Origin of the sequence: Yersinia sp. 22-579 (assembly GCF_030433455.1) — a bacterium.
Lineage (GTDB): Bacteria > Pseudomonadota > Gammaproteobacteria > Enterobacterales > Enterobacteriaceae > Yersinia > Yersinia enterocolitica.
Window position 1 is genome coordinate 1 of sequence record NZ_JAUJTZ010000002.1, and the last position, 23,474, is coordinate 23,474.

Below are 23,474 nucleotides of genomic sequence, written 5' to 3' on the forward strand. Positions count from 1 at the left end.
CGGGATTCGAACCTGCGACCAATTGATTAAAAGTCAACTGCTCTACCAACTGAGCTAACGACCCATTATGTTTACTACGGACCATAATTTCCTGTTGCTTTAACGTTTTACAAGTTGTCTTGGCAACGGCGGCATATATTACTAATTTCTCTTCACAGTGCAACTTAAATTTCTGTAAAGACGTCTAACTGCTTGTTCTTCGTTCGCCAAAGCCCAGAAATTAGTCAATAAGACCGGTTCCTGGGCTCGAAAAAGGCTAAAGAGCAGATAAACGTTTCTGTGCCTGTTTAGCAGCATCAGTGTTGGGATATTGCTTGATCACTTGTTGATAAACCGCCTTCGCTTTATCGCTTTGGCCTTTATCCTGCATGATCACCCCAACTTTAAACATCGCTTCTGAACTTTTTGGAGACTTTGGATAATTTTTTACTACAACAGCATAATAATACGCAGCATCGTCTTTCTTACCTTTGTTGTAATACAACTGTCCTAACCAATAATTGGCGTTAGGTTGGTAAGTCGACTTTGGATACTGTTTCACAAAGCCTTGGAAAGCAGTGATCGCTTGATCGTATTGCTTTTTTTCAAGAGCCAGAGAAACGGCTGCATTATAATCGCTGTTTTCATCACCAGTACTGGCTGCAGGTGCCGCTGTAGCTGCTGCTGCGCCTGCTGCGGCAGTATCAGAACTTCCAGTCGCTGCATTATCCGTCGCAGCGCCAGCAGCCGCAGGCGTTGAAGTAGACGCCCCCTGACCACCGCTCAGACTATCCATCTGCTGGTAGATCTGTTTTTGCCGCTCAACAATTTGATTGAGCTGATACTGATTTTCTTGGATCTGACCGCGTAAACTATCTACATCGCGTTGCGAATCTGACAGTTGTTGCTGAAGTTGAGTTAATAGTTGGCTGTGAGCGTTGGAAATACGCTCAAGTTGAGTGACTCGATCTTCTACCGAGCCGGAGCCGACATTACTGATTGGCGCTTGGGCAGTAGCGGCCCATGGGACCGCTACGCCAACCAGTAACGACAGACCCACTAAGTGACGTCTGAAGTTACTGTTCATGCGATTCTCTTAGTAAACCAGAACTGCACGACGGTTTTTAGCAAATGCGGCTTCGTCATGGCCCAGTACTGCTGGTTTCTCTTTACCGTAAGAAACGATAGAGATTTGGTCAGCAGAAACGCCTTTGCCTTGCAGATACATTTTCACTGCGTTTGCACGACGCTCGCCCAACGCGATGTTGTATTCTGGCGTACCGCGTTCATCCGCGTGGCCTTCAACAACAACTTTGTAAGATGGGTTGCTACGCAGGAATGCAGCATGTGCATCCAGCATTTGAGCGAAGTCAGAACCGATATCGTATTTATCGAAACCGAAGTAAACGATATTGTTCTTTTGCAGTTCTTGCATCTGAAGACGCGCTTGCTCTTCGGAAGACAGGTTGCTGCCGTTTTCTGTACCAGTGCCAGCGCCCATGCCAGATTGGTCATTATTTGCGCTTTTGTTGGAACTACAAGCCGCTACAGCCAGAACTGGCAAAGCCAACATTAGCCCTTTTAGCACTTTGTTCAGTTGCATCTCTTTGATCCTTTTTTATAGTTTGCCATACATACGTATTTACACATGCATCACAGATACGGCGACCAGGCAGGAAATTTGACCTGTCCATCAGTTGCCGGAAGACGCGCTTTGAAACGCCCATCAGTCGAGACCAGCTGTAACACGGCTCCCAGCCCTTGTGTCGAGCTATAGATAACCATGGTGCCGTTAGGCGCGATACTAGGCGTTTCATCCAGGAACGTGTCCGTTAATACTTGAACGGCTCCCGTTACCAGATCCTGTTTGGCGATGTGTTGTGCCCCACCATTGGAACTAACCAATACCAGGAATTTACCATCAGGACTCACATCTGCGTTCTGGTTCTGAGAACCTTCCCACGTGATTCGCTGTGGCGCACCGCCATTAATATTCACTTTATACACTTGTGGACGACCGCCCTGATCCGAGGTATAGGCCAGATTCTGGCTATCCGGGAACCAGCTTGGTTCAGTGTTATTGCTACGGCCATCAGTCACCTGGCTAATTTGGCCAGAACCTAAGTCCATAACATACAAGTTCAAGCTACCGCTTTTAGACAAAGCGAAGGCCAATTTGGTACCGTCTGGTGAGAAGGCTGGTGCACCATTATGACGAGGGAATGAAGCCACTTGTCTGATTGCACCATTTGCCAGCGTCTGAATAACCAGTGCTGATTTGCCACTCTCAAAAGTTACATAAGCAATTTTGCTACCATCTGGAGACCAGGCTGGTGACATCAAAGGCTCTGGAGAACGGTGAACCACAAACTGGTTGTAGCCATCGTAATCAGAAACCCGCAATTCGTGTGGGAACTTGCCGCCATTGGTTTGCACAACATAAGCAATACGGGTACGGAAAGCACCTTTAATCCCAGTCAGTTTTTCAAATACTTCATCACTGGCGGTATGCGCGGCATAACGTAACCACTGTTTGGTCACTTTATACTGATTTTGCGCCAAAACGCTACCGGCGGCACCAGAAGTATCGACTAACTGGTAAGAAACCACATAGCTGCCATCAGCACTCGGCTGAACCTGACCCACCACCACGGCATCAATACCGAGCGCAGTCCAGGCAGCAGGGGTGACTTCAGCTGCTGTAGAAGGTTGTTGTGGCATACGCGCCGCATCAATTGGGTTAAATTTGCCACTATTGCGCAAATCCGCGCCAACGATCGCACCAATCTCTTCCGGTGGTGTACCTGGCCCCATCCATTTGAATGGAACAACGCCAATTGGACGAGCAGAGTCTACCCCTTGGGTAATCTCAATTCGAACTTCTGCGTGTAAAACAGAAGCCCATAATACTAAAAAGCCTAGCGCAACTCGAAATGCCTGCTTCATCTTATCTCCCTTATCCGAGCGGGATGCCCGCGATAATTAGCAGAATTTTAACAAACCAACGCAAACAAAACTACATAATCCACGGTTGATTAACAGAATTATACCCTGTCAATCAAACCTTATTGAGGCTTAAATACAAGCGGAGCATTCTTAAACACCTCATACACGTCCTGACTTGGCGGTTTAGGTATTTTAGCGAGTTTCGCCGCAGCGATAGCCGCCTGGCACAATGCCGGATCGCCCCCTTCCTGTGTAACATCAATTAATAGACCATCTGGTGCCAGTTTAATTCGCAGATTACAGGTGCGACCTTTGTAAAGATCGGCATCATAAAATTTACTTTGGATTGCAGCAGTGACCTGGCCTAAATAGCCGCTGATATCACCTGCTGACGCCCCACTCTTCTTGCCACCACCTTTACCGGCAGCAGCAGCGCCTGCACCGGAACCACTTTTCGGTGCATTCTTGGAATTTGCCAGCCCACCGAACAAATCATCAACATCTGTTGCTGCTGAGGCTTCTGCGGCAGCCTTCTTCTTGGCCTCAGCGGCAGCGGCTTTTTTAGCATCTGCGGCCGCTTTCTTCTCAGCATCAGCTGCTGCTTTCTTTTCAGCTGCGGCTGTTGCAGCCTTTTCGGCAGCATCTGCGGCTTTCTTCGCATCTGCATCAGCTTGTTTCTTCGCAGCAGCGGCTACAGCGGCCTCTTTTTTGGCCTCCGCTTCAGCTTTTTTCTGTGCTTCTGCCTGTGCTTTCACCAACTTATCCGCTTCTGCTTTAGCTTGCGCGGCAGCGGCCTCGGCCTGCTTTTGCTCTTCTTTCGCTTTTGCAGCGGCGGCAGCGGCAGCTTTCTGTTGCTCAGCGGCCTCTTTCTGCTGTTCAGCTGCTTGTTTTTTCTGTTCTTCAGCCGCCTGTTTCGCATCTTCCTGTGCTTGCAGACGCTCTTTTTCTAATTCCTTCAAGCGTTGTTGTTCTGCTGCCTGCTTTTGCTGTAATTCTTCAGCTTGCTGTTCAGCTTTCTTCTGGCGTTGCTGCTCCGCGCGTTTAGCGTCCGTCTGCTGCTGTTGCTGACGGTTATACTGCTCTGTCACTGCGCCCGGATCGACCATGACGGCGTCAATAACTTCACCGCCAGCACCGCCACCGCCCATTTCAGTCGTCTGCGTCAGAGAGCCCCAAATCAACAGGGCAATCAATATGATGTGCAGAACCACCGACACTATAACAGCGCGATTCAGCTTATCATTTTGCTCGGTTGCCTTACCCACGCTCGATTTCCACACTCGATGTCCGCGATCTATTGCTAAAAAACGGAACTGCCAAAAACAGGGTATCTACTGGCCAGACTGATTATTAGTCCAACCAATATCAACGCAAATTTATATCGGTTGAGTCATTAAACCCACCGATGTCACTCCAGCCTGATGCAGCATATTAAGGGCCTTAATGATTTCATCATAAGGAACCTCTTTCGCGCCGCCGATCAGAAATACAGTTTTCGGATTCGATTTCAACCTTGCCTGAGCCTCTGCCACCACTTGTTCTGAAGGCAATTGCTCCATCCGATTATGGTCAATAACCAACGAATATTGACCGACGCCGGATACTTCGACAATCACCGGAGGATTATCATCGCTGGAGACCGTTTTGGAATCCGTCGCGTCAGGTAAGTCCACCTCAACGCTTTGCGTGATAATCGGTGCTGTCGCCATAAAGATCAGCAATAGCACCAGCAGCACATCAAGCAAGGGAACAATATTAATTTCAGACTTAAGCTCGCGCCGTTTACGACCACGTACTCGCGCCATATAACCCCCTACTTATTTGCTCTCGGCGCTGGCAAAAGCCTGGCGATGCAGAATAGCAATGAACTCTTCCATGAAATTGTCATAGTTTTGTTCAAGTTTATTCACACGCTGATTCAGGCGGTTATAAGCCATAACAGCAGGGATAGCGGCAAACAGACCGATTGCTGTGGCAATCAGTGCTTCAGCAATACCCGGTGCGACCATTTGCAATGTCGCCTGTTTGACTGCACCCAGAGAAATAAAGGCATGCATAATCCCCCATACTGTACCAAACAGGCCGATATACGGGCTGATGGAACCAACAGTACCAAGGAAAGGAATATGAGTTTCCAGCGCTTCTAATTCACGGTTCATCGAGATGCGCATGGCACGGGAAGCACCATCAATCACGGCTTCAGGTGCATGGCTGTTTGCGCGATGTAAACGAGCAAACTCTTTAAACCCAGAATGGAAGATTTGCTCAGAGCCACCCAGCGTATCACGGCGAGCCTGACTTTCTTGATACAGGCGAGACAGCTCGATGCCGGACCAAAATTTGTCTTCGAAAGCTTCAGCATCGCGGGTGGCAGCATTCAGAATACGCGTTCGCTGAATGATGATCGCCCATGAAGCAATAGAAAAGCCCATCAATACCAGCATGATAAGCTTAACGAATAGGCTTGCCTGCAGGAATAAATCCAGAATGTTCATGTCAGCCACTACTTAAACTCCGCGACAATAGACTTAGGAAGCGCTCTTGGCTTCATTTGGTGTGGATCGATACATGCGATCAATACTTCTGCACTACTCAGAAGATTGCCATGTGAGTCGAGAATTCGTTGAGCAAACGTGAGAGAAGCCCCACGCATTGCGGTAATTTCACTCTGAACTTCCAGCATATCATCTAGACGTGCAGGCGCCAGGTATTCTACCGTCATGCGGCGGACAGCGAAAGCGACATGCTCACTGAGCAATTGCTGCTGGTGAAAATTGCGTTGGCGCAACATTTCAGTGCGCGCCCTTTCGTAAAAGGCAACGTAGCGTGCATGGTAAACCACGCCACCTGCATCAGTGTCTTCAAAATAGACACGAACCGGCCATCGAAACAACGTATTACTCACTCTACTTCCCAGTAATGCAGTTAACGGACACACTATACTGAAGAGCGTTAAGCTTTGGAATCACTTGCGAGAATAGAACGAAAATAATTATGGGCCAGGCGGCCCATAAGGAGAGATTGTGTTCAGATTAGGCGAAACATGACCAGATTAGACAAAAAAGTAGAATAATCCCGCGCCCAAGATCACAATTGCTGGAAGTGGTGAGAAAAAAGCACGCAACCACATCCGTTTTGGGCGAAAACCTACGCCATGAATCACACCGGTACAGACGGCCCACACAATAAAGGCCTCTTGCCAGACTTCAAGTGAACTGGTGGCCGCCGCAAAACGCGAAGGGTCCCAGAACACACAGAAAGCCACAGCAAATGCGAGTACCAGTGAAAGGGCCCGTAACGGGCCCTTGTCCATGAGATCGTATAGCTTATCGGACAACATCATCTTTGCCATTATTAGCAGCTTTCGCTGCTGCATTGGCTTCACTCTGCTCCAGCGCCAGAGCAGTAATGATACCAAAGGAGCAGGCCAGAAGTGTCCCTAGAATCCAGGCAAAATACCACATGCTTTATGCTCCTTAGTACAGTGAGTGCTTGTTGTTTTCGATAAAGTCTTTATCAATACGCCCGAACATCTTGTAGTAACACCAACTAGTGTAAATCAGGATGAGAGGAACAAAGATTATCGCAACAACGGTCATCACTTTCAGCGTTAACAGGCTAGATGTCGCATCCCACATTGTCAGGCTGACATTTGGCACTGTGCTTGACGGCATGACGAATGGGAACATCGTTACCCCAGCAGTCAGGATCACACAGGCAATAGTCAGTGATGAGAATACGAAGGCCCAAGCCCCTTTTTCAAAGCGCGACAACAAGATGGTGAACAATGGCAGAATCACGCCAAGTGCTGGCAGCGCCCATAAGCTTGGATACTTGTTGAAGTTAATCAACCATGCACCTGCCTGATGAGCAACTTCTTTACGCATCGGGTTAGATTCAGCTGCTGTATCCAATACTGAAGTCACTACAAAACCATCAATACCTTTAACTAACCAGATACCGGCCAGCAGGAAGGCGACGCCCATCACCAAAGCAGAAATCTGCGCGGCAGCACGAGAGCGCAAGTGCAGCTCACCACGGGTACGCATTTGCAGATAAGTTGCACCTTGAGTCACCAGCATGGTTAAGCTGACCACCCCCGCCAGTAAGCCAAACGGATTCAGCAACTGGAAGAAGTTACCGGTGTAGAACAGGCGCATATAGCTGTCCATATGGAACGGCACACCTTGCAACAAGTTGCCGAACGCCACACCGAACACCACCGCAGGCACGAAGCTACCGACAAAAATGCCCCAGTCCCACATGTTGCGCCAGCGGTTGTTCTCCAGCTTAGAGCGGTAATCGAAACCGACCGGGCGGAAGAACAACGCAGCCAACACCAGAATCATCGCAATATAGAAGCCGGAGAATGCCGCTGCATACACCATTGGCCAGGCAGCAAACAGCGCCCCACCCGCAGTTATCAGCCAAACCTGATTACCATCCCAGTGGGGGGCAATCGAGTTAATCATAATACGACGTTCTGTATCATTCTTACCGATGATACGCAGCAAGATACCGACACCCATATCGAAACCATCGGTGACTGCGAAACCAATCAGCAGCACACCGATCAGCAGCCACCAGATAAATCGTAATACTTCATAATCAAACATAAGTGGACTCCTGTTTACCGTGCTTCCTGCACTGGTGCAGTCGGCTGTTCAAAATGATAGCGGCCAGTTTTCAGGCTGCTAGGCCCAAGGCGCGCAAATTTGAACATCAGGTACATTTCTGCCACCAGGAACAGCGTGTACAAACCACAAATCAACCCCATGGAGAATAGAATATCCCCGGCGGTAACCGATGAGTTTGCAATTGCTGTCGGCAGCACTTCACCGATGGCCCATGGTTGGCGGCCATACTCTGCCACAAACCAACCTGCTTCCACTGCAATCCACGGTAATGGAATACCGAACAAGGCAGCGCGTAATAGCCATTTCTTCTGACCAATCCGACCACGAACCACGTTATAGAACGACAGGCCGATGATCAGTAACATCAGGAAGCCACAAGCCACCATGATGCGGAAGGCGAAGTACAGCGGCAGAACACGTGGAATAGAGTCTTTGGCGGCTAACTGAATTTGCTCTTCAGTAGCATCCGTTACGTTTTGCGTATAACGCTTCAACAACAGACCGTAGCCCAAATCTTGCTTAGCCTTACTGAATGCTTCACGTACTGCGGGATCAGTATTACCTGAACGTAATTTTTCCAGCAGACTGTAAGCCTGGATACCATTACGGATACGGACTTCGTGCTGAGACATCAAGTCACGCAAGCCGATAACAGGGGTATCCAATGAACGCGTCGCAATTATTCCCAAAGCGAATGGAATCTGAACCGCAAACCGGTTCTCCATAGTTTCCTGATTTGGGATGGCAAACAGCGTAAATGCAGCTGGAGGTGGCTGAGTTTCCCATTCGGCTTCAATTGCAGCCAGTTTAGTTTTCTGCACGTCACCCATCTCATAACCGGATTCATCACCCAGCACGATAACAGACAAGACGGCAGCCAAACCAAAGCTTGCAGCAATAGCAAAGGAACGTTTGGCGAACGGAATATCACGGCCTTTCAACAGATAGTAAGAACTGATACCCAGAACAAACATCGCGCCAGTGACGTAACCTGCTGCAACGGTGTGAACAAATTTCACCTGAGCAACTGGGTTTAGCACTAACTCTGAGAAGCTCAGCATTTCCATACGCATGGTTTCAAAGTTGAAGTCAGATGCAATCGGGTTTTGCATCCAGCCGTTCGCAACCAAGATCCACAGCGCAGAGAAGTTAGAGCCTAACGCCACCAGCCAGGTTACGGCCAAATGCTGGTGTTTACTCAGACGATCCCAACCGAAGAAGAAGAGACCAACGAAAGTAGATTCTAAGAAGAACGCCATTAAACCTTCGATTGCCAGAGGGGCACCGAAGATATCACCGACGTAATGAGAGAAATATGACCAGTTAGTCCCGAATTGGAACTCCATAGTCAGACCAGTGGCAACACCCAGGGCAAAGTTAATCGCGAATAACTTACCCCAGAACTTGGTCATATCTTTATAGATTTGTTTGCCAGACAGCACATAAACCGATTCCATAATTGCCAACATAAACGCCATACCCAGCGTTAGTGGGACAAATAAGAAATGGTACATTGCCGTTAAGGCAAACTGTAACCGTGACAGTTCGACAATATCAAACATCTTGACTCCTTGCTCCTCGCAGGAAGACTCCGACTTGCGGCAACTTGACCTCCGCTATATTGGAAGTTTAGTAATTACCCGCAGTGAATGCCCAAAAAAACACAACAAAAATAACAATATCAACTACCCAGTATTACACCGCGGTAATAGTACGCTTCTAATCCCACACAATAAATAGGATTTTACGTGACCCAGCTTCGAGTTCTGGATACAGGTCAATAAATAGGCCGTTCGCCTATCATGCCGTAATTTGATCCAGAACAATTTAAGCCCATATGAACATTATTGCCATATTCAAAAGTTGATTTAGAACAATTAATTCTTTTTCATGTTAATTAAAAGTTCGATTGTTTTTATATAATCCATTGCTGTTAATAAAATGTAATTTTATAGTTTAGTTAATGCTTTATTACATCGTTATTATGCGATCCAGGTTAACTTTTAAATTTATTATTTTCAGAGTGAGTTAAATCACATTTCCAAGTTTTATATCAATATAGTAGTTCATATAGTAGTTCATCCTGAGGGAAGCGTTCGCAAGTGTTGCCATTTTGTTGCATGATGAAGTGCTATGACATTATAAAAGATTGAATCCTCTACAATGAAAAAAATAGCACTCACCACTTTACTCTGTATCAGTACCCCCGTTCTCGCCGCTCAACAAGTTGATATCACCATCTTGGGAACCTCTGACCTGCACGGCACTTTTGTGCCGTGGGACTACGCCAGTGACAGTGAAAACTTGGCTGGCAGCTTGAGCCAAATTGCCACCAAAGTGCATAAAATACGCGCCGAACAGCCGAATATTATTTTGGTCGATGCCGGAGATACCATTCAGGGTAACTTTGTCGAAACTTTTAAAAATGAACCTATTAGCCCGATGATATTGGGCTTCAATGCCTTAAAATATGATGCATGGGTGATGGGAAATCACGAATTTGATTTTGGCTTAAAAGCCCTTTCTACCTCGCTCAAGCAATTTGATGGCGCTGCGCTGGCGGGTAATATCTTCTGGGATTCAGGCAAACCCTACCTCCCCTCTTATAAAATCATTGAACGCCAAGGGGTTAAAATCGGCATTATCGGCATGGATACACCCATGACTGCCGAGTTTGCCCAAGGCACGGATCGCATCAATGGCATCCATTTCACGGATCCGGTGCAGGAAGTGAAAAAAGTCATTCAGCAGATCCAGCCACAGGTCGATGCCATTGTTCTGGTCGCGCATATGGGGATCGATAATGAAAATCAGCGCCCTGGAACCGGTGTTGGTGATATTGCCCAGGCTAACCCCGAGCTTGCCGCCATCGTCGCCGGTCATATGCACGTGAAGATTGATAAGGCCGTGGTGAATGGTGTCATTATCACTGAACCGGATAAATATGGCCGCGCACTGTCACGTATTGACCTGAAATTTGAGCAACGAGACGGGAAATATCACCTGATAGAGAAAGACAGCTACACCTACCCCATCAAGGGCATTGAGTCCGATAAGTCACTGGAATCACTCTATCAGCCTTACCACGATATTTTACGCGCCAATGCTAATCGTGTGATTGCGACACTAAGTGGCACGAATTTAGTCCCGCCGGATGAGATTAAAGGCATTCCGCAAGTCCATGTGCAAGACACTGGTATCAGCGCACTGTATCAAGAAGCGGCCCATTATTACGCTCCGCTGGCGCAAGTCATTGCCTTACAAATTGATAATGACCGGCCAAAAATGGATGTAGGTAATATCACGGCTAAAGACATTGCATTTAACTATCAATATGCCGGTGGGGAAATTACCGTTTATGCTCTGATGGGCAAAGAACTGAAGCAATATATGGAATGGTCGGCTGATTACTTTAACCAGGTTAAACCAGGGGATGTGACCTACAGTTTTAACCCACAGCGCCGTGCCTCTAAATATTCCACCAATGATTTCTTTGACGGTGTGACTTACACCATTGATTTACGTCAGCCAGTCGGCTCACGTATCACCGACCTGCGCCTCAATGACGGCACACCCGTTACGGATACCACGCCGATTCATCTGGGCATGAACAGCTATCGAATGGGTCATTTGACGCAAAAAGGTGGCGTGCTCGAGGGACAAACATTCCCAGTGCTGTCAGACAGTAAAGTCCAATATGGAGAAGAAGCAGGCACTATCCGTAATTTGACCATTCGTTATCTGACTGATGTTAAGGCGGGTAAATATGAGGGCAAACTGCAACAGCGCTGGCATTTAGTGGGATTGGAAGGCTACGAGAAAGAGCGGCAAATTGTTAAACAGCTGATTAATAACGGCACCCTTGCTGTGCCCGCGACGGCTGATGGCCGCTATACCAACATCGCGTCTATCAATGTCAAAGATAAGATATTTAATGATAAAGCCAGCTACCAGGCTGCTTTAGCAACATTGCAACAGCAAGCCACCGCAGCAAGCAGTGAGCTGGCTAAACAACAGGCTCAAACTGATATTGCATTAATTACCGCGTTAAATAAGTTCTGATTAGATATTAAAAAGGCCACCGCAAGGTGGCCTGAGGAGTCGAACTAACACTGAAACCAGTGCACTCGATGTTATTTATTACTTTGGTAAACAGCTTTCACGGCATTGCCGATTTCAGCCAGGCTACGGACGGTTTTCACGCCAGCAGCTTCCAGCGCAGCAAATTTATCATCCGCCGTTCCTTTACCACCGGCAATAATGGCACCTGCGTGGCCCATACGTTTACCTTTTGGTGCAGTTACACCGGCGATATAACCCACCACAGGTTTGGTTACATGCTCTTTAATATAAGCAGCCGCTTCTTCTTCTGCGTTACCACCGATCTCACCGATCATTACGATGACTTCAGTTTGTGGATCTTCCTGGAATAACTTCAGGATATCGATAAAGTTAGAACCCGGGATCGGGTCACCACCGATACCAACACAAGTTGACTGACCGAAACCGATATCAGTAGTCTGTTTTACTGCTTCATAGGTCAGTGTGCCGGAGCGGGAAACGATACCTACTTTGCCAGGCAAGTGGATGTGACCTGGCATGATACCAATCTTACATTCACCTGGGGTGATAACACCTGGGCAGTTCGGACCGATCATTCGCGCATCAGACTGTTCCAGTTTGACTTTGACCACCAGCATATCCAGAGTCGGGATGCCTTCGGTAATACAGATAATCAATTTGATACCTGCGTCGATAGCTTCCAGAATCGAGTCTTTACAGAACGGCGCAGGAACGTAGATAACAGATGCAGTCGCACCGGTCGTTTCTACTGCTTCGCGTACGGTATTGAATACTGGCAGGCCCAAATGCTGGGTTCCGCCTTTACCTGGCGTCACACCACCAACCATCTTTGTGCCATAAGCAATAGCTTGTTCGGAGTGGAAAGTCCCTTGGCTACCGGTAAAACCCTGGCAAATAACTTTGGTGTTTTTATCAATTAAAATAGACATTATTTAGCCCCCACTGCCGCTACAACTTGCTGAGCCGCATCTGTCAGGCTGGTCGCAGCAATGATATTCAAACCGCTGTCTGCCAGTTTCTTGGCACCCAGCTCGGCGTTATTCCCTTCCAGACGCACTACAACTGGCACGTTGACACCCACTTCTTCAACTGCACCAATAATGCCGTCAGCAATCAGGTCACAGCGCACAATCCCGCCGAAGATATTAACGAAAACTGCTTTCACTTTGTCATCAGACAAAATGATTTTGAACGCTTCAGTCACGCGCTCTTTAGTGGCACCGCCCCCCACATCAAGGAAGTTAGCGGGTTCACCACCGTGCAGTTTCACGATATCCATAGTACCCATTGCCAAGCCGGCACCGTTTACCATGCAACCAATGTTGCCATCCAAGGCGACATAGTTCAGTTCCCACTGTGCAGCCTGTGCTTCGCGCTCATCTTCCTGAGATTTATCACGCATTTCACGCAGTTCTGGTTGACGGAACAAAGCGTTGCCATCGGCACCCAGTTTGCCATCCAAACAAACCAGATCACCCTGTTTGGTGATAACCAGCGGGTTTATCTCAACCATCGCCAAGTCACGTTCCAGGAACAGAGTCGCCAGCCCCATAAAGATCTTGGTGAACTGAGCCACTTGCTTCCCAGTTAGACCCAGTTTGAATGCCAATTCGCGACCTTGATAAGGCTGCGGGCCAGTCAATGGATCCAATGCGACCTTATGGATCAGTTCTGGTGTTTCTTCGGCCACTTTTTCAATTTCAACGCCACCTTCGGTGGATGCCATAAACACCACACGACGGGAGCTACGGTCAATAACCGCACCCAGATATAGCTCTTTGTCGATATCAGTCGCCGCTTCAACCAAGATTTGGTGAACCGGTTGACCATGCGCATCTGTCTGATAAGTAACCAGCTTTTTACCCAACCACTGTTCAGCGAAAGCACGAATATCTTCTTTGCTGTTAACCAGTTTCACGCCGCCCGCTTTACCGCGACCACCAGCATGTACCTGACATTTAACCACCCACGGGCCAGCACCGATTTTAGATGCGGCTTCTTCTGCTTCACGCGGTGTGGTACAAGCGTAGCCAGTTGGTGCTGGCATGCCATACCGAGCAAACAGTTGTTTTGCCTGATATTCGTGTAAATTCATGATGTTCTATCCATATAAGGTCTGAGTTGGGCCGAAGCCTACCAGGTAGCCTGATTGCGCGGAGGCAGGTTATCAACACCTTGCAATCAGGCTGGCCTTGTTATTTATCTTTTTTATACATCCAGCAGTAAGCGAGCTGGATCTTCCAGCATCTCTTTCACCGTCACCAGATAGCCAACGGATTCGCGGCCATCGATCAACCGGTGGTCGTAAGACAGTGCCAGATACATCATTGGCAGAATCACTACCTGACCATTGACCGCCATAGGCCTGTCTTTGATAGCATGCATACCAAGGATCGCGCTTTGTGGTGGGTTAATGATCGGAGTCGACATTAATGAGCCGAATACGCCGCCATTGGTAATAGTGAAATTACCGCCAGTCAGTTCTTCAACCTTCAGTTTGCCGTCACGGCCTTTTACAGCCAGTTCTTTGATTTTCTTCTCAATATCAGCCATACCCATAGTATCTACATCACGTAATACAGGGGTAACCAGGCCGCGTGGGGTAGAAACAGCAATGCTGACATCAAAGTAATTATGGTAAACCACATCTTCGCCATCGATAGAAGCATTCACTTCTGGATAGCGTTTCAGCGCTTCAACCACGGCCTTGATATAGAAGGACATAAAGCCCAGACGCACACCGTGACGCTTCTCGAAAGCCTCACCGTACTGCTTGCGCAGATCCATGATTGGCTTCATGTTGATTTCGTTAAACGTAGTCAACATTGCGGTGCTGTTTTTAGCTTCCAGCAGGCGCTCGGCAACACGTTTACGTAGACGCGTCATCGGAACACGTTTTTCGCTGCGACCAGCAAGTGCGGCAACCGGTGCGGCGGCTTCAACTTTGTTTTCCACGGCAGCGGGTGCTGATTTACGCGTTGCCAAATGGTTATCAATATCTTCACGCGTGATACGACCACCCACACCACTGCCTTTAATGGCGGAAGCATCAAGAGAGTGTTCTGCAATCAGACGACGGATCGCCGGGCTGAGAGTATCGTTGCTTTCTTCTTCCAGGCTGGCAGTTTGGCGCTGAGCAGGGGTGGACTCGGTGCTTTGGCTTTTTTCTTCGGTCGGCAAGCCAGAGCTGTCACTTGGACGAATACGACCCAACACTTGACGCGAAGTCACAGTGGCACCTTCGTCTTCCAAAATGGCATCCAAAATACCGTCCTGGCTGGCCGGAACTTCCAGAATCACTTTGTCTGTTTCAATCTCAACCAGCACTTCATCGCGTTTGACGCTATCACCCGGTTTTTTGTGCCAGGTTGCTACCGAGCCATCGGCGACAGACTCAGGGAGGTCAGGAACATTAATATCTACGCTACTCATTCTCTATCCTTTATGTGTTAACCGGTCGCTATTCAACAGTCAGCGCGTCATTAACCAGAGCTTGTTGTTGTTTCTGGTGCACGGAAATGTATCCCACTGCCGGTGAAGCTGAGGCTGGGCGACCTGCGTAACGCAAGGAAGCACCAAATGGAATCACTTCACGGAAGTTGTGTTGGCTGCAATACCAGGCACCCTGGTTGAGCGGCTCTTCCTGACACCATACGAAATCATGAACATGCGCAAATTGTTCCAACACCGCTTGTACCGCGTGGTGTGGGAATGGATAAAGCTGCTCGATACGCACGATGGCGACATCGGTTTGCCCGTTTTTGCGGCGCTGTTCCAGCAGGTCATAATAAACTTTGCCTGAACACATCACGACACGTTTGACGCCTTTCGGGTCCAGCTCATCAATTTCACCAATGGCTGGCAAGAAGCTGCCATTGGCCAATTCATCCAATGACGATACTGCTAATGGATGACGCAACAATGACTTAGGTGACATCACCACCAGAGGGCGGCGCATACCACGTAATGCCTGACGGCGAATCATGTGGTAAACCTGTGCTGGTGTTGACGGAATACACACCTGCATGTTTTGTTCAGCACAAAGTTGCAGATAGCGCTCCAACCGAGCGGAGGAGTGCTCCGGGCCTTGACCTTCATAACCGTGCGGCAGCAGCATAACCAGACCACACATGCGGCCCCATTTCTGCTCGCCGGAGCTGATGAATTGGTCGATAACCACTTGAGCACCGTTGGCAAAGTCACCAAACTGCGCTTCCCAGATAGTCAGAGTGCGCGGTTCTGCGGTAGCGTAACCATATTCAAAGGCCAAAACAGCTTCTTCCGACAGTACCGAGTCCCATACCTGGAAATCGCCCTGCCCGCTGTGAATATTCGCCAGTGGCACATAGACAGAGCCATTTTTCTGGTTATGAATCACAGCATGACGATGGAAGAAAGTCCCGCGCCCGGCATCTTCACCCGACAAGCGAATGGGGATTCCTTCATCTACCAGTGTGGCGTAAGCCAGTGTCTCAGCTCCGCCCCAGTCAAATGGCTTCTCGCCGCTTGCCATTAAGGCGCGATCGCCATAGATCTTGGCAACACGGGATTGCATTTCAATGGCATCTGGTGCGTGGCTGATACGGCGCGCCAAATCTTGCAGGCGTTTCATATCAACTTTGCTTGGATATTCTTCATCCCATTCATGGTTCAGATACGGTGACCAGGTGAAGGATTGCAGATTCATCGGACGCCACTCTTCCACCACACAGTCACCGCGATCCAATGCATCGCGATACAGGTTGACCATTTCCGTGGCATCTTCCAAGCTGGCGATATTTTGCTCGGTCAGCTTGTCAGCATAGATCTTGCGCGGCGTCGGGTGTTTTTTGATCTTCTGATACATCACTGGCTGTGTTGCACTTGGCTCATCGGCTTCGTTATGCCCATGGCGACGGTAGCAAACCAGATCGATCATCACGTCACGTTTAAAGGTGTTACGGAAATCCAACGCCAGACGGGTTACAAACGCCACAGCTTCAGGATCATCAGCATTCACATGGAAAATAGGAGCCTGTACCATTTTGGCGATATCAGTACAGTATTGAGTAGAGCGCGCATCCAGTGGGTTCGAGGTGGTGAAGCCAATCTGGTTGTTGATAACAATACGCACTGTCCCGCCCACTTCATAACCACGGGCTTGAGACATGTTCAACGTCTCTTGCACTACGCCCTGCCCGGCAATCGCCGCATCACCATGAATGGTGATTGGCAGTACCATATTGCTGCGCGCTTCATCCAGGCGGTCACGGCGTGCCCGCACAGAACCGATAACCACTGGGCTAACAATTTCCAGATGCGATGGGTTAAAGGCTAACGCCAGGTGAACCAGGCCGCCTTCGGTTTCTACATCAGAAGAGAAACCTTGGTGATATTTAACGTCACCAGTACCCAAATGCTCTTTATGCTTACCAGCAAATTCATCGAACAAATCTTCCGGTTTCTTACCCAACACGTTTATCAATACGTTCAGGCGGCCACGGTGCGCCATACCCAAAACCACTTCACGTGTGCCATTTTTACCGGCATGGCGAATCATTTCTTTCAACATGGTGACCAGCGAATCGCCGCCCTCCAGTGAGAAACGCTTGGCACCAGGGAATTTAGCCCCTAAATAACGCTCCAAACCTTCAGCGGCAGTCAGTTCGCTCAGGAAGCGGCGCTTCTCTTCATCGCTGAAAGTGGGTTTCCCAACTACCGACTCAATACGCTGCTGAAGCCAACGTTTTTCTTCGGTGTTGGTGATGTGCATATATTCAGCGCCAATCGAACCACAGTAGGTTTGTTTCAGGGCTGCATATAGGTCAGACAGCTTCATGGTTTCTTTGCCAATAGCAAAAGAACCAACATTGAAGGTGTTCTGGAAATCGGCTTCAGTCAGATGGTGATAGGCAGGGTCAAGGTCAGGAACAGACTCCTGCTTCCACAAACCGAGTGGGTCAAGATTGGCATGTTGATGGCCGCGGAAGCGGAAGGCGTTGATTAACTGCAACACCTTAACTTGCTTGGCATCATTTTCAGGATCGCTGATGGATGAGTTATAACGAGAGGGATCCTTCGCCAGGCGACGGAAATACTCGCGTGTTTGAGAGTGGAACTGATCAGGTTTTACACCCGTTGTAGGTAGTTGTAGAAAAATTGAACGCCAACTATCATCAACGGAACCAGGATCGGTTAAAAAGTCTTCATAGAGCTGCTCTATGTAGGACTGGTTCGCGCCCGCCAGATAGGAGGAATCCAGCCAGGCCTTCATTGCGCCGTTCTGCATCATGATCCCTTAAGCTTTGAAGCTTCAGTTTTCGCCGTGGTTAACATATACACCGTAATATCAACGGTTTGCCGTAAAAACGGTTCACTCGACGTGCTCAATGCACGTTCTGTTATGGACCTTAACGGTCCCGTTCAAGGAACCTCTAAAAACGGACAGCTTGCCGGTTTTTAGAGATTCCCTACCTTTAAGCAACCCGGGGGAAACATTCCCCGGGTTAATAAACTCACATCATCCACTATGTTGCAACTATGATCTGTTGTGAAGCGCTTATCATGCGCTACGCTGTAACTATCATGCACTACGCTGCAACTATCATGCGCTACGCTGTAACAACATAGACTTAATGTGGCCGATTGCTTTGGTCGGGTTAAGGCCTTTAGGACACACACTGACACAATTCATAATGCTATGGCAGCGGAAAACACTAAAAGCGTCGTCCAGATCATCCAAACGTGCTGTTGTTTCCGTATCACGGCTATCTATCAGGAAGCGATAGGCAGCCAGTAACCCTGCCGGCCCCACAAATTTATCCGGATTCCACCAGAATGACGGGCAAGATGTGGAACAACAAGCACATAGGATGCATTCATACAGGCCATCCAATTTCTCGCGTTGTTCTGGCGATTGCAAATGCTCGCGTGCTGGCGGATTTTTGCCGTCGTTCAACAGGTAAGGTTTAATTTTCTCGTACTGAGTATAAAACTGCCCCATATCGACCACTAAATCCCGCACCACCGGTAAGCCCGGCAATGGGCGAATCACAATCTTCTTATTGCCTTTTTGCAAAGCTGAAACTGGCGTAATACAAGCCAACCCATTTTTGCCATTCATATTCAAACCGTCGGAGCCACAAACCCCTTCACGGCATGAACGACGAAACGACAACGTCGGATCTTTTTCTTTTAACTGGATAAGTGCATCCAGCAACATCATATCCCGACCTTCTTCCGCTTCTAACGTGTAATCCTGCATATGCGGCGCGTTATCGACGTCCGGGTTATAGCGATAAATTGAGAACTCAAGTTTCATGACCTTTTCCTCCGCAGCGGGTTAGGTTTAACCCTATCAACACGACACATGCATTAATAAGAACGCACTTTCGGCGGGAATGCCGCGCGTAACTTAGGTTGCATGTTTACCTCACGGCGGGTCATGCTTTCAGTGCCTGGCAAATAGAGCGAATGGCACAGCCAGTTGGCATCATCACGTTCCGGGAAATCGAAGCGGCTATGCGCGCCACGGCTTTCGGTACGGAAGTTTGCTGACACGGCAGTGGAAAACGCAGTTTCCATCAGGTTATCCAATTCCAGACATTCAATACGCTGGGTATTGAACTCGCTAGAAGTGTCATCCAGACGGGCATTTTGCAGACGTTCGCGGATAGTTCTCAGTTCTTCTAACCCTTTAGCCATTGCATCACCTTCGCGGAATACCGAGAAGTTATGCTGCATGCAGGATTGTAATGCTTTGCGGATCTCAACCGGATCTTCACCTGAGCGAGTGTTATTCCAGCGGTTCATTCGATCCAGTGATGCTTCAATATCAGAATCACTGGCATCGCGACTCGCGCCCTGCTCCATCAAAGACTCTTGCAGATGCATACCGGCTGCGCGACCAAAGACCACCAAGTCCAGCAATGAGTTCCCCCCCAAACGGTTGGCACCGTGGACGGAAACACAAGCAATTTCACCCACAGCAAACAGACCTGGGATGACAACATCTTCACCCTTTTCATTTACTGTGATGGCCTGACCGGTCACCTTGGTTGGGATCCCGCCCATCATGTAATGGCAAGTTGGAATCACCGGGATAGGTTCTTTAATGGGGTCAACATGTGCAAAGGTGCGAGATAACTCAAGAATACCCGGCAGACGGGATTCCAGCACATCTTTACCCAAGTGATCCAATTTCAGTTTGGCATGCGGACCCCAAGGGCCATCGCAACCACGGCCTTCACGGATTTCAATCATAATAGAACGCGCAACCACATCACGACCGGCCAAATCTTTGGCGTTCGGTGCATAGCGTTCCATAAAGCGCTCGCCGTGTTTATTCAGCAAGTACCCGCCTTCACCACGGCAACCCTCGGTAACCAACACGCCCGCCCCGGCAATACCTGTCGGGTGGAACTGCCACATTTCCATGTCCTGCACCGGTACACCGGCACGCAAGGCCATGCCAACACCGTCACCGGTATTAATGTGCGCATTGGTTGTTGATTGGTAAATACGACCGGCACCACCAGTGGCCAGCACGGTGGCCCGCGCTTTGAAATAGACCACTTCGCCGGTTTCAATGCAGATAGCCGTACAGCCCACAAAAGCGCCATCCTGATTCTTCACTAAATCCAGTGCATACCACTCAGAGAATATAGTGGTGTGGTTTTTCAGGTTTTGCTGATAAAGGGTGTGTAACAGCGCATGCCCGGTACGGTCAGCCGCAGCCGCAGTACGCGCCGCTTGCTCGCCGCCAAAGTTGAGCGACTGCCCACCGAATGGTCGCTGATAAATGCTGCCATCTTCTAAACGGGAGAACGGTAACCCCATGTGTTCCAATTCAAGCACCGCTTCAGGGCCTGTTTTACACATATATTCGATGGCATCCTGGTCACCGATATAATCGGAACCCTTTACCGTGTCATACATATGCCATTCCCAGTTATCTTCATGGGTATTACCCAGTGCGACAGTAATACCACCCTGCGCAGATACGGTATGGGAACGGGTTGGGAATACTTTTGATATCAGGGCGCAAGACAGCCCCATTTGTGAAATTTGCAGTGCCGCGCGCATACCTGCGCCACCCGCACCAATAACAACAGCATCAAACTCTCTGACCGGCAGTTTCATTTAAGCACCCCACACCACAATTGTTCCATACAAGAGGTAGACCAGCAGCGTAATCACCACGGCCAGTTGTAACACCAGTCGTACCGCTAGCGGCTTGATATAGTCCGTTAATACCTGCCATAGACCAATCCAGGCATGAGCCAGAATCGACAGCAATGTCAGCAGGGTAAATACTTTTGTGATGTGCGAAGCAAAGAAGCCACGCCAGATTTCGTAGGTGATGTCTGGGACAATAACAACGAAGCCCAGAATATAAAGAATATATAGAGTGATGACGATTGCAGAAGCACGCAGTAACAGCCAGTCGTGTACTCCATTACGCCCTAACGCAGAAGCATTGCTTACCATACAAGGACTCCAGCTAAAACTGACAGCACCAGGGTTAACACCATTACGACTTGGGCGGAGCGGGTCCCCGCAGCCAAGCTCTCTTCGACATAGCCAAAATCCATCAGCAAGTGGCGGATGCCACCGCAAACGTGATAGGCCAGTGCGGTGAGTATTCCCCAGAAGATGAATTTAACAAAAAAGCTATTCATGACAGCCGCTGCTTGCATGAACCCTTCTTGCGAGGATACAGACAAACCTAACAGCCAGAGGAGGATACCAACAGCAACGAAAGTCATTACGCCAGAGACTCGGTGTAAAATGGACGCTATCGCAGTAACAGGAAATCGAATCGTTTGCAGATCCAAATTGACAGGTCTTTGTTTTTTCACGGTTTTGCCCACACAGCTCTTATTATTTTCCTTCCTCCGGGCCTGGGCGTGGATCAGACAGCGTTAAGAGCCGAAACCCTTCACATCGCACATTTAGACATAACATCCTGAATGCTTAAATGGCGTGTTCTGTATAACGCTGGGTGCTCCTACTTCAGGGTAATCCGGAGACCTGGCGGCAGTATAGGTGGTTCACATTCTTATTACAATTCCCACACAAACTGATTGGTAACATTTCCCCTGAACAGTGATTAGGATCACGATTTACACAATTTATATAAAATTAATTATCTGATTTGACAAAGAATAAACATTTCCATTACAACTAGGGTAGAAATAAGCCCTATGATGCACTAAAGGTCTGCGGATACACTTCCCCATAAGCTTAAGTTATGCAACAGTGTAGTGAGTGAATATCCCCATAGATATCGTAGGCAATGAACCATAAACGATAAGTATCCGACAAATCGTTAACAACTCTGTAACGTTGACATCAATCCGACCCCACGGATTGTTGGCCGCATTGGCGAGACACTCTGTACCCTAAATCATGTTTTTATAGTGAATAAAACAGAGCAGTGCTGGTGAGGAGATGGCCCCAGGGGCATCTAAGACATTTCAGTTGTTAAGGGTTTTATAATAAGCGCTAAGGAGACTGTAAATGGCTGACAAAAAAGCGACGCTGAACATAGGCGAAGCTACGATCGAACTGGGGGTTAAATCCCCAACCATCGGCACTGATGTGATTGACGTCAGTACCTTAGGTTCCAAAGGGTATTTTACCTTTGACCCTGGGTTTACCTCTACCGCGTCCTGCGAATCAAAAATCACTTTTATCGATGGTGATAAAGGGATACTGCTACATCGTGGCTATCCGATTGATCAACTAGCAAAAAATTCTACTTATCTGGAAGTTTGCTACATCCTGCTATACGGCGAAACGCCAACCGCAGAAGAGTATGAAACTTTCAAAGCAACAGTCACACGCCACACTATGATCCACGAGCAGATAACCAGTCTGTTCCGCGGGTTCCGCCGCGACTCACATCCTATGGCGGTTCTCTGCGGTGTGACAGGCGCGCTGGCTGCTTTCTACCATGATGCGCTGGATGTCAACAATGTGCGGCATCGTGAAATCACCGCCTTCCGTCTGCTGTCGAAAATGCCGACGGTCGCCGCAATGTGCTACAAATACTCCATCGGCCAGCCGTTTGTTTATCCGCGCAACGACCTGTCCTATGCCGGTAACTTCCTGCGCATGATGTTCTCTACACCCTGTGAAGAGTATGAAGTTAACCCAGTGCTGGAACGCGCGATGGATCGTATTTTCATCTTGCATGCCGACCACGAACAGAACGCCTCAACCTCGACCGTGCGTACTGCCGGCTCATCGGGCGCTAACCCGTTTGCGTGTATTGCCGCAGGGATCGCTTCTCTATGGGGGCCAGCTCACGGCGGTGCGAACGAAGCCTGCCTGAAGATGCTGGAAGAGATTAAAACCGTTGAACACATTCCAGAATTTATCCGCCGCGCCAAAGATAAAAATGACTCGTTCCGCCTGATGGGCTTTGGTCACCGCGTGTATAAAAATCATGACCCGCGCGCGACTGTCATGCGTGAAACCTGCCATGAAGTATTGAAAGAACTGAAACTAGAAGATGATCTGCTGAAAGTGGCGATGGAGTTAGAGCATATTGCGCTGAACGACCCGTACTTCATCGAGAGAAAACTGTATCCAAACGTTGATTTCTACTCAGGTATCATCTTGAAAGCGTTGGGTATTCCTTCTTCCATGTTCACCGTAATCTTTGCCATTGCCCGTACTATCGGCTGGATTGCTCACTGGAATGAAATGCACGATGAAGGCATCAAAATCGCGCGTCCGCGTCAGCTTTACACCGGTTACGCCGAACGTGATTTCAACAGTCAGTTGAAGAAATAAGTAGATTTTCTTTTCTGTTTAATCAAAAAACGCCACCTTAACGGTGGC

At 48.6% G+C, this 23,474-nt stretch carries 21 protein-coding genes; 2 read left to right on the forward strand and 19 right to left on the reverse strand.

Annotated features, from left to right (window positions below; translation table 11 throughout):
* Window positions 1–256: 256 nt before the first annotated feature.
* The 11 genes from cpoB to cydA form a co-directional block, all read right to left on the reverse strand.
* Window positions 257–1,066, reverse strand: coding sequence for a cell division protein CpoB (cpoB, locus tag QSV56_RS02320; RefSeq protein ID WP_005165506.1), 810 nt, complete (start codon window positions 1,064–1,066; stop codon window positions 257–259).
* A 9-nt stretch (window positions 1,067–1,075) separates the two neighbouring features.
* Entirely contained in the window at window positions 1,076–1,582 is a 507-nt protein-coding gene (gene pal, locus QSV56_RS02325; protein WP_005278500.1) for a peptidoglycan-associated lipoprotein Pal, read from the reverse strand.
* 50 nt (window positions 1,583–1,632) lie between these two features.
* Window positions 1,633–2,925, reverse strand: a complete 1,293-nt coding sequence (gene tolB / locus QSV56_RS02330) for a Tol-Pal system beta propeller repeat protein TolB (RefSeq protein WP_005165502.1) — start codon at window positions 2,923–2,925, stop codon at window positions 1,633–1,635.
* Between the two features lie 119 nt (window positions 2,926–3,044).
* Complete coding sequence (gene tolA, locus QSV56_RS02335) at window positions 3,045–4,190, reverse strand: cell envelope integrity protein TolA (RefSeq protein WP_046051328.1); 1,146 nt, start codon at window positions 4,188–4,190, stop codon at window positions 3,045–3,047.
* A 111-nt stretch (window positions 4,191–4,301) separates the two neighbouring features.
* Window positions 4,302–4,730: a colicin uptake protein TolR gene (gene tolR, locus QSV56_RS02340; protein ID WP_019081137.1), complete on the reverse strand. Its 429-nt coding sequence runs from the start codon at window positions 4,728–4,730 to the stop codon at window positions 4,302–4,304.
* A gap of 12 nt (window positions 4,731–4,742) precedes the next feature.
* A complete protein-coding gene (gene tolQ, locus QSV56_RS02345; RefSeq protein WP_004393307.1) occupies window positions 4,743–5,429 on the reverse strand; it encodes a Tol-Pal system protein TolQ in 687 nt (228 codons plus the stop codon).
* Complete coding sequence (gene ybgC / locus QSV56_RS02350) at window positions 5,429–5,830, reverse strand: tol-pal system-associated acyl-CoA thioesterase (RefSeq protein WP_005165498.1); 402 nt, start codon at window positions 5,828–5,830, stop codon at window positions 5,429–5,431. The genes tolQ and ybgC overlap by 1 nt, the downstream gene beginning before the upstream one ends.
* 147 nt (window positions 5,831–5,977) lie before the next feature.
* On the reverse strand, window positions 5,978–6,265 hold the full coding sequence (ybgE, locus tag QSV56_RS02355) for a cyd operon protein YbgE (protein WP_019081139.1): 288 nt from the start codon (window positions 6,263–6,265) through the stop codon (window positions 5,978–5,980).
* Complete coding sequence (cydX, locus tag QSV56_RS02360) at window positions 6,252–6,389, reverse strand: cytochrome bd-I oxidase subunit CydX (RefSeq protein ID WP_005165495.1); 138 nt, start codon at window positions 6,387–6,389, stop codon at window positions 6,252–6,254. The genes ybgE and cydX overlap by 14 nt, the downstream gene beginning before the upstream one ends.
* Before the next feature lie 12 nt (window positions 6,390–6,401).
* The gene (gene cydB, locus QSV56_RS02365) at window positions 6,402–7,541 is read right to left on the reverse strand and encodes a cytochrome d ubiquinol oxidase subunit II (RefSeq protein WP_005168027.1); all 1,140 of its coding nucleotides are present in this window, start codon (window positions 7,539–7,541) and stop codon (window positions 6,402–6,404) included.
* Window positions 7,542–7,555: 14 nt separating this feature from the next.
* Window positions 7,556–9,124, reverse strand: coding sequence for a cytochrome ubiquinol oxidase subunit I (gene cydA / locus QSV56_RS02370; protein ID WP_005168026.1), 1,569 nt, complete (start codon window positions 9,122–9,124; stop codon window positions 7,556–7,558).
* A gap of 601 nt (window positions 9,125–9,725) precedes the next feature.
* On the opposite strand from cydA, the gene QSV56_RS02375 reads away from it, so the two are divergent.
* The gene (locus QSV56_RS02375) at window positions 9,726–11,624 is read left to right on the forward strand and encodes a metallophosphoesterase (protein ID WP_050333762.1); all 1,899 of its coding nucleotides are present in this window, start codon (window positions 9,726–9,728) and stop codon (window positions 11,622–11,624) included.
* 71 nt (window positions 11,625–11,695) lie between these two features.
* Here QSV56_RS02375 and sucD read toward each other — a convergent pair whose 3' ends face one another.
* The 8 genes from sucD to sdhC all read right to left on the reverse strand — a co-directional run bounded on the left by sucD (window position 11,696) and on the right by sdhC (window position 21,496).
* Complete coding sequence (gene sucD, locus QSV56_RS02380; protein WP_005165487.1) at window positions 11,696–12,574, reverse strand: succinate--CoA ligase subunit alpha; 879 nt, start codon at window positions 12,572–12,574, stop codon at window positions 11,696–11,698.
* Window positions 12,574–13,740 (reverse strand): ADP-forming succinate--CoA ligase subunit beta, encoded by a 1,167-nt coding sequence (gene sucC / locus QSV56_RS02385; protein ID WP_005165485.1) that lies wholly within the window; start codon window positions 13,738–13,740, stop codon window positions 12,574–12,576. The genes sucD and sucC overlap by 1 nt, the downstream gene beginning before the upstream one ends.
* Window positions 13,741–13,853: 113 nt before the next feature.
* Complete coding sequence (odhB, locus tag QSV56_RS02390) at window positions 13,854–15,077, reverse strand: 2-oxoglutarate dehydrogenase complex dihydrolipoyllysine-residue succinyltransferase (RefSeq protein ID WP_019081141.1); 1,224 nt, start codon at window positions 15,075–15,077, stop codon at window positions 13,854–13,856.
* 28 nt (window positions 15,078–15,105) lie between these two features.
* Window positions 15,106–17,913: a 2-oxoglutarate dehydrogenase E1 component gene (sucA, locus tag QSV56_RS02395; RefSeq protein ID WP_019081142.1), complete on the reverse strand. Its 2,808-nt coding sequence runs from the start codon at window positions 17,911–17,913 to the stop codon at window positions 15,106–15,108.
* A gap of 315 nt (window positions 17,914–18,228) precedes the next feature.
* The gene (locus QSV56_RS02400) at window positions 18,229–18,945 is read right to left on the reverse strand and encodes a succinate dehydrogenase iron-sulfur subunit (protein WP_005165479.1); all 717 of its coding nucleotides are present in this window, start codon (window positions 18,943–18,945) and stop codon (window positions 18,229–18,231) included.
* A gap of 53 nt (window positions 18,946–18,998) precedes the next feature.
* Window positions 18,999–20,765 carry a succinate dehydrogenase flavoprotein subunit gene (gene sdhA, locus QSV56_RS02405; protein WP_019081143.1) on the reverse strand — a complete coding sequence of 589 codons (1,767 nt, stop codon included), beginning with the start codon at window positions 20,763–20,765 and terminating at the stop codon, window positions 18,999–19,001.
* A complete protein-coding gene (gene sdhD / locus QSV56_RS02410) occupies window positions 20,766–21,113 on the reverse strand; it encodes a succinate dehydrogenase membrane anchor subunit (RefSeq protein ID WP_004700691.1) in 348 nt (115 codons plus the stop codon).
* The gene (sdhC, locus tag QSV56_RS02415; RefSeq protein WP_005165474.1) at window positions 21,107–21,496 is read right to left on the reverse strand and encodes a succinate dehydrogenase cytochrome b556 subunit; all 390 of its coding nucleotides are present in this window, start codon (window positions 21,494–21,496) and stop codon (window positions 21,107–21,109) included. Before sdhC ends, sdhD begins: the two co-directional genes overlap by 7 nt.
* A 649-nt stretch (window positions 21,497–22,145) precedes the next feature.
* Here sdhC and QSV56_RS02420 point away from each other — a divergent pair.
* Window positions 22,146–23,426 (forward strand): citrate synthase, encoded by a 1,281-nt coding sequence (locus tag QSV56_RS02420; RefSeq protein WP_019081144.1) that lies wholly within the window; start codon window positions 22,146–22,148, stop codon window positions 23,424–23,426.
* The last annotated feature ends 48 nt before the right edge of the window (window positions 23,427–23,474 follow it).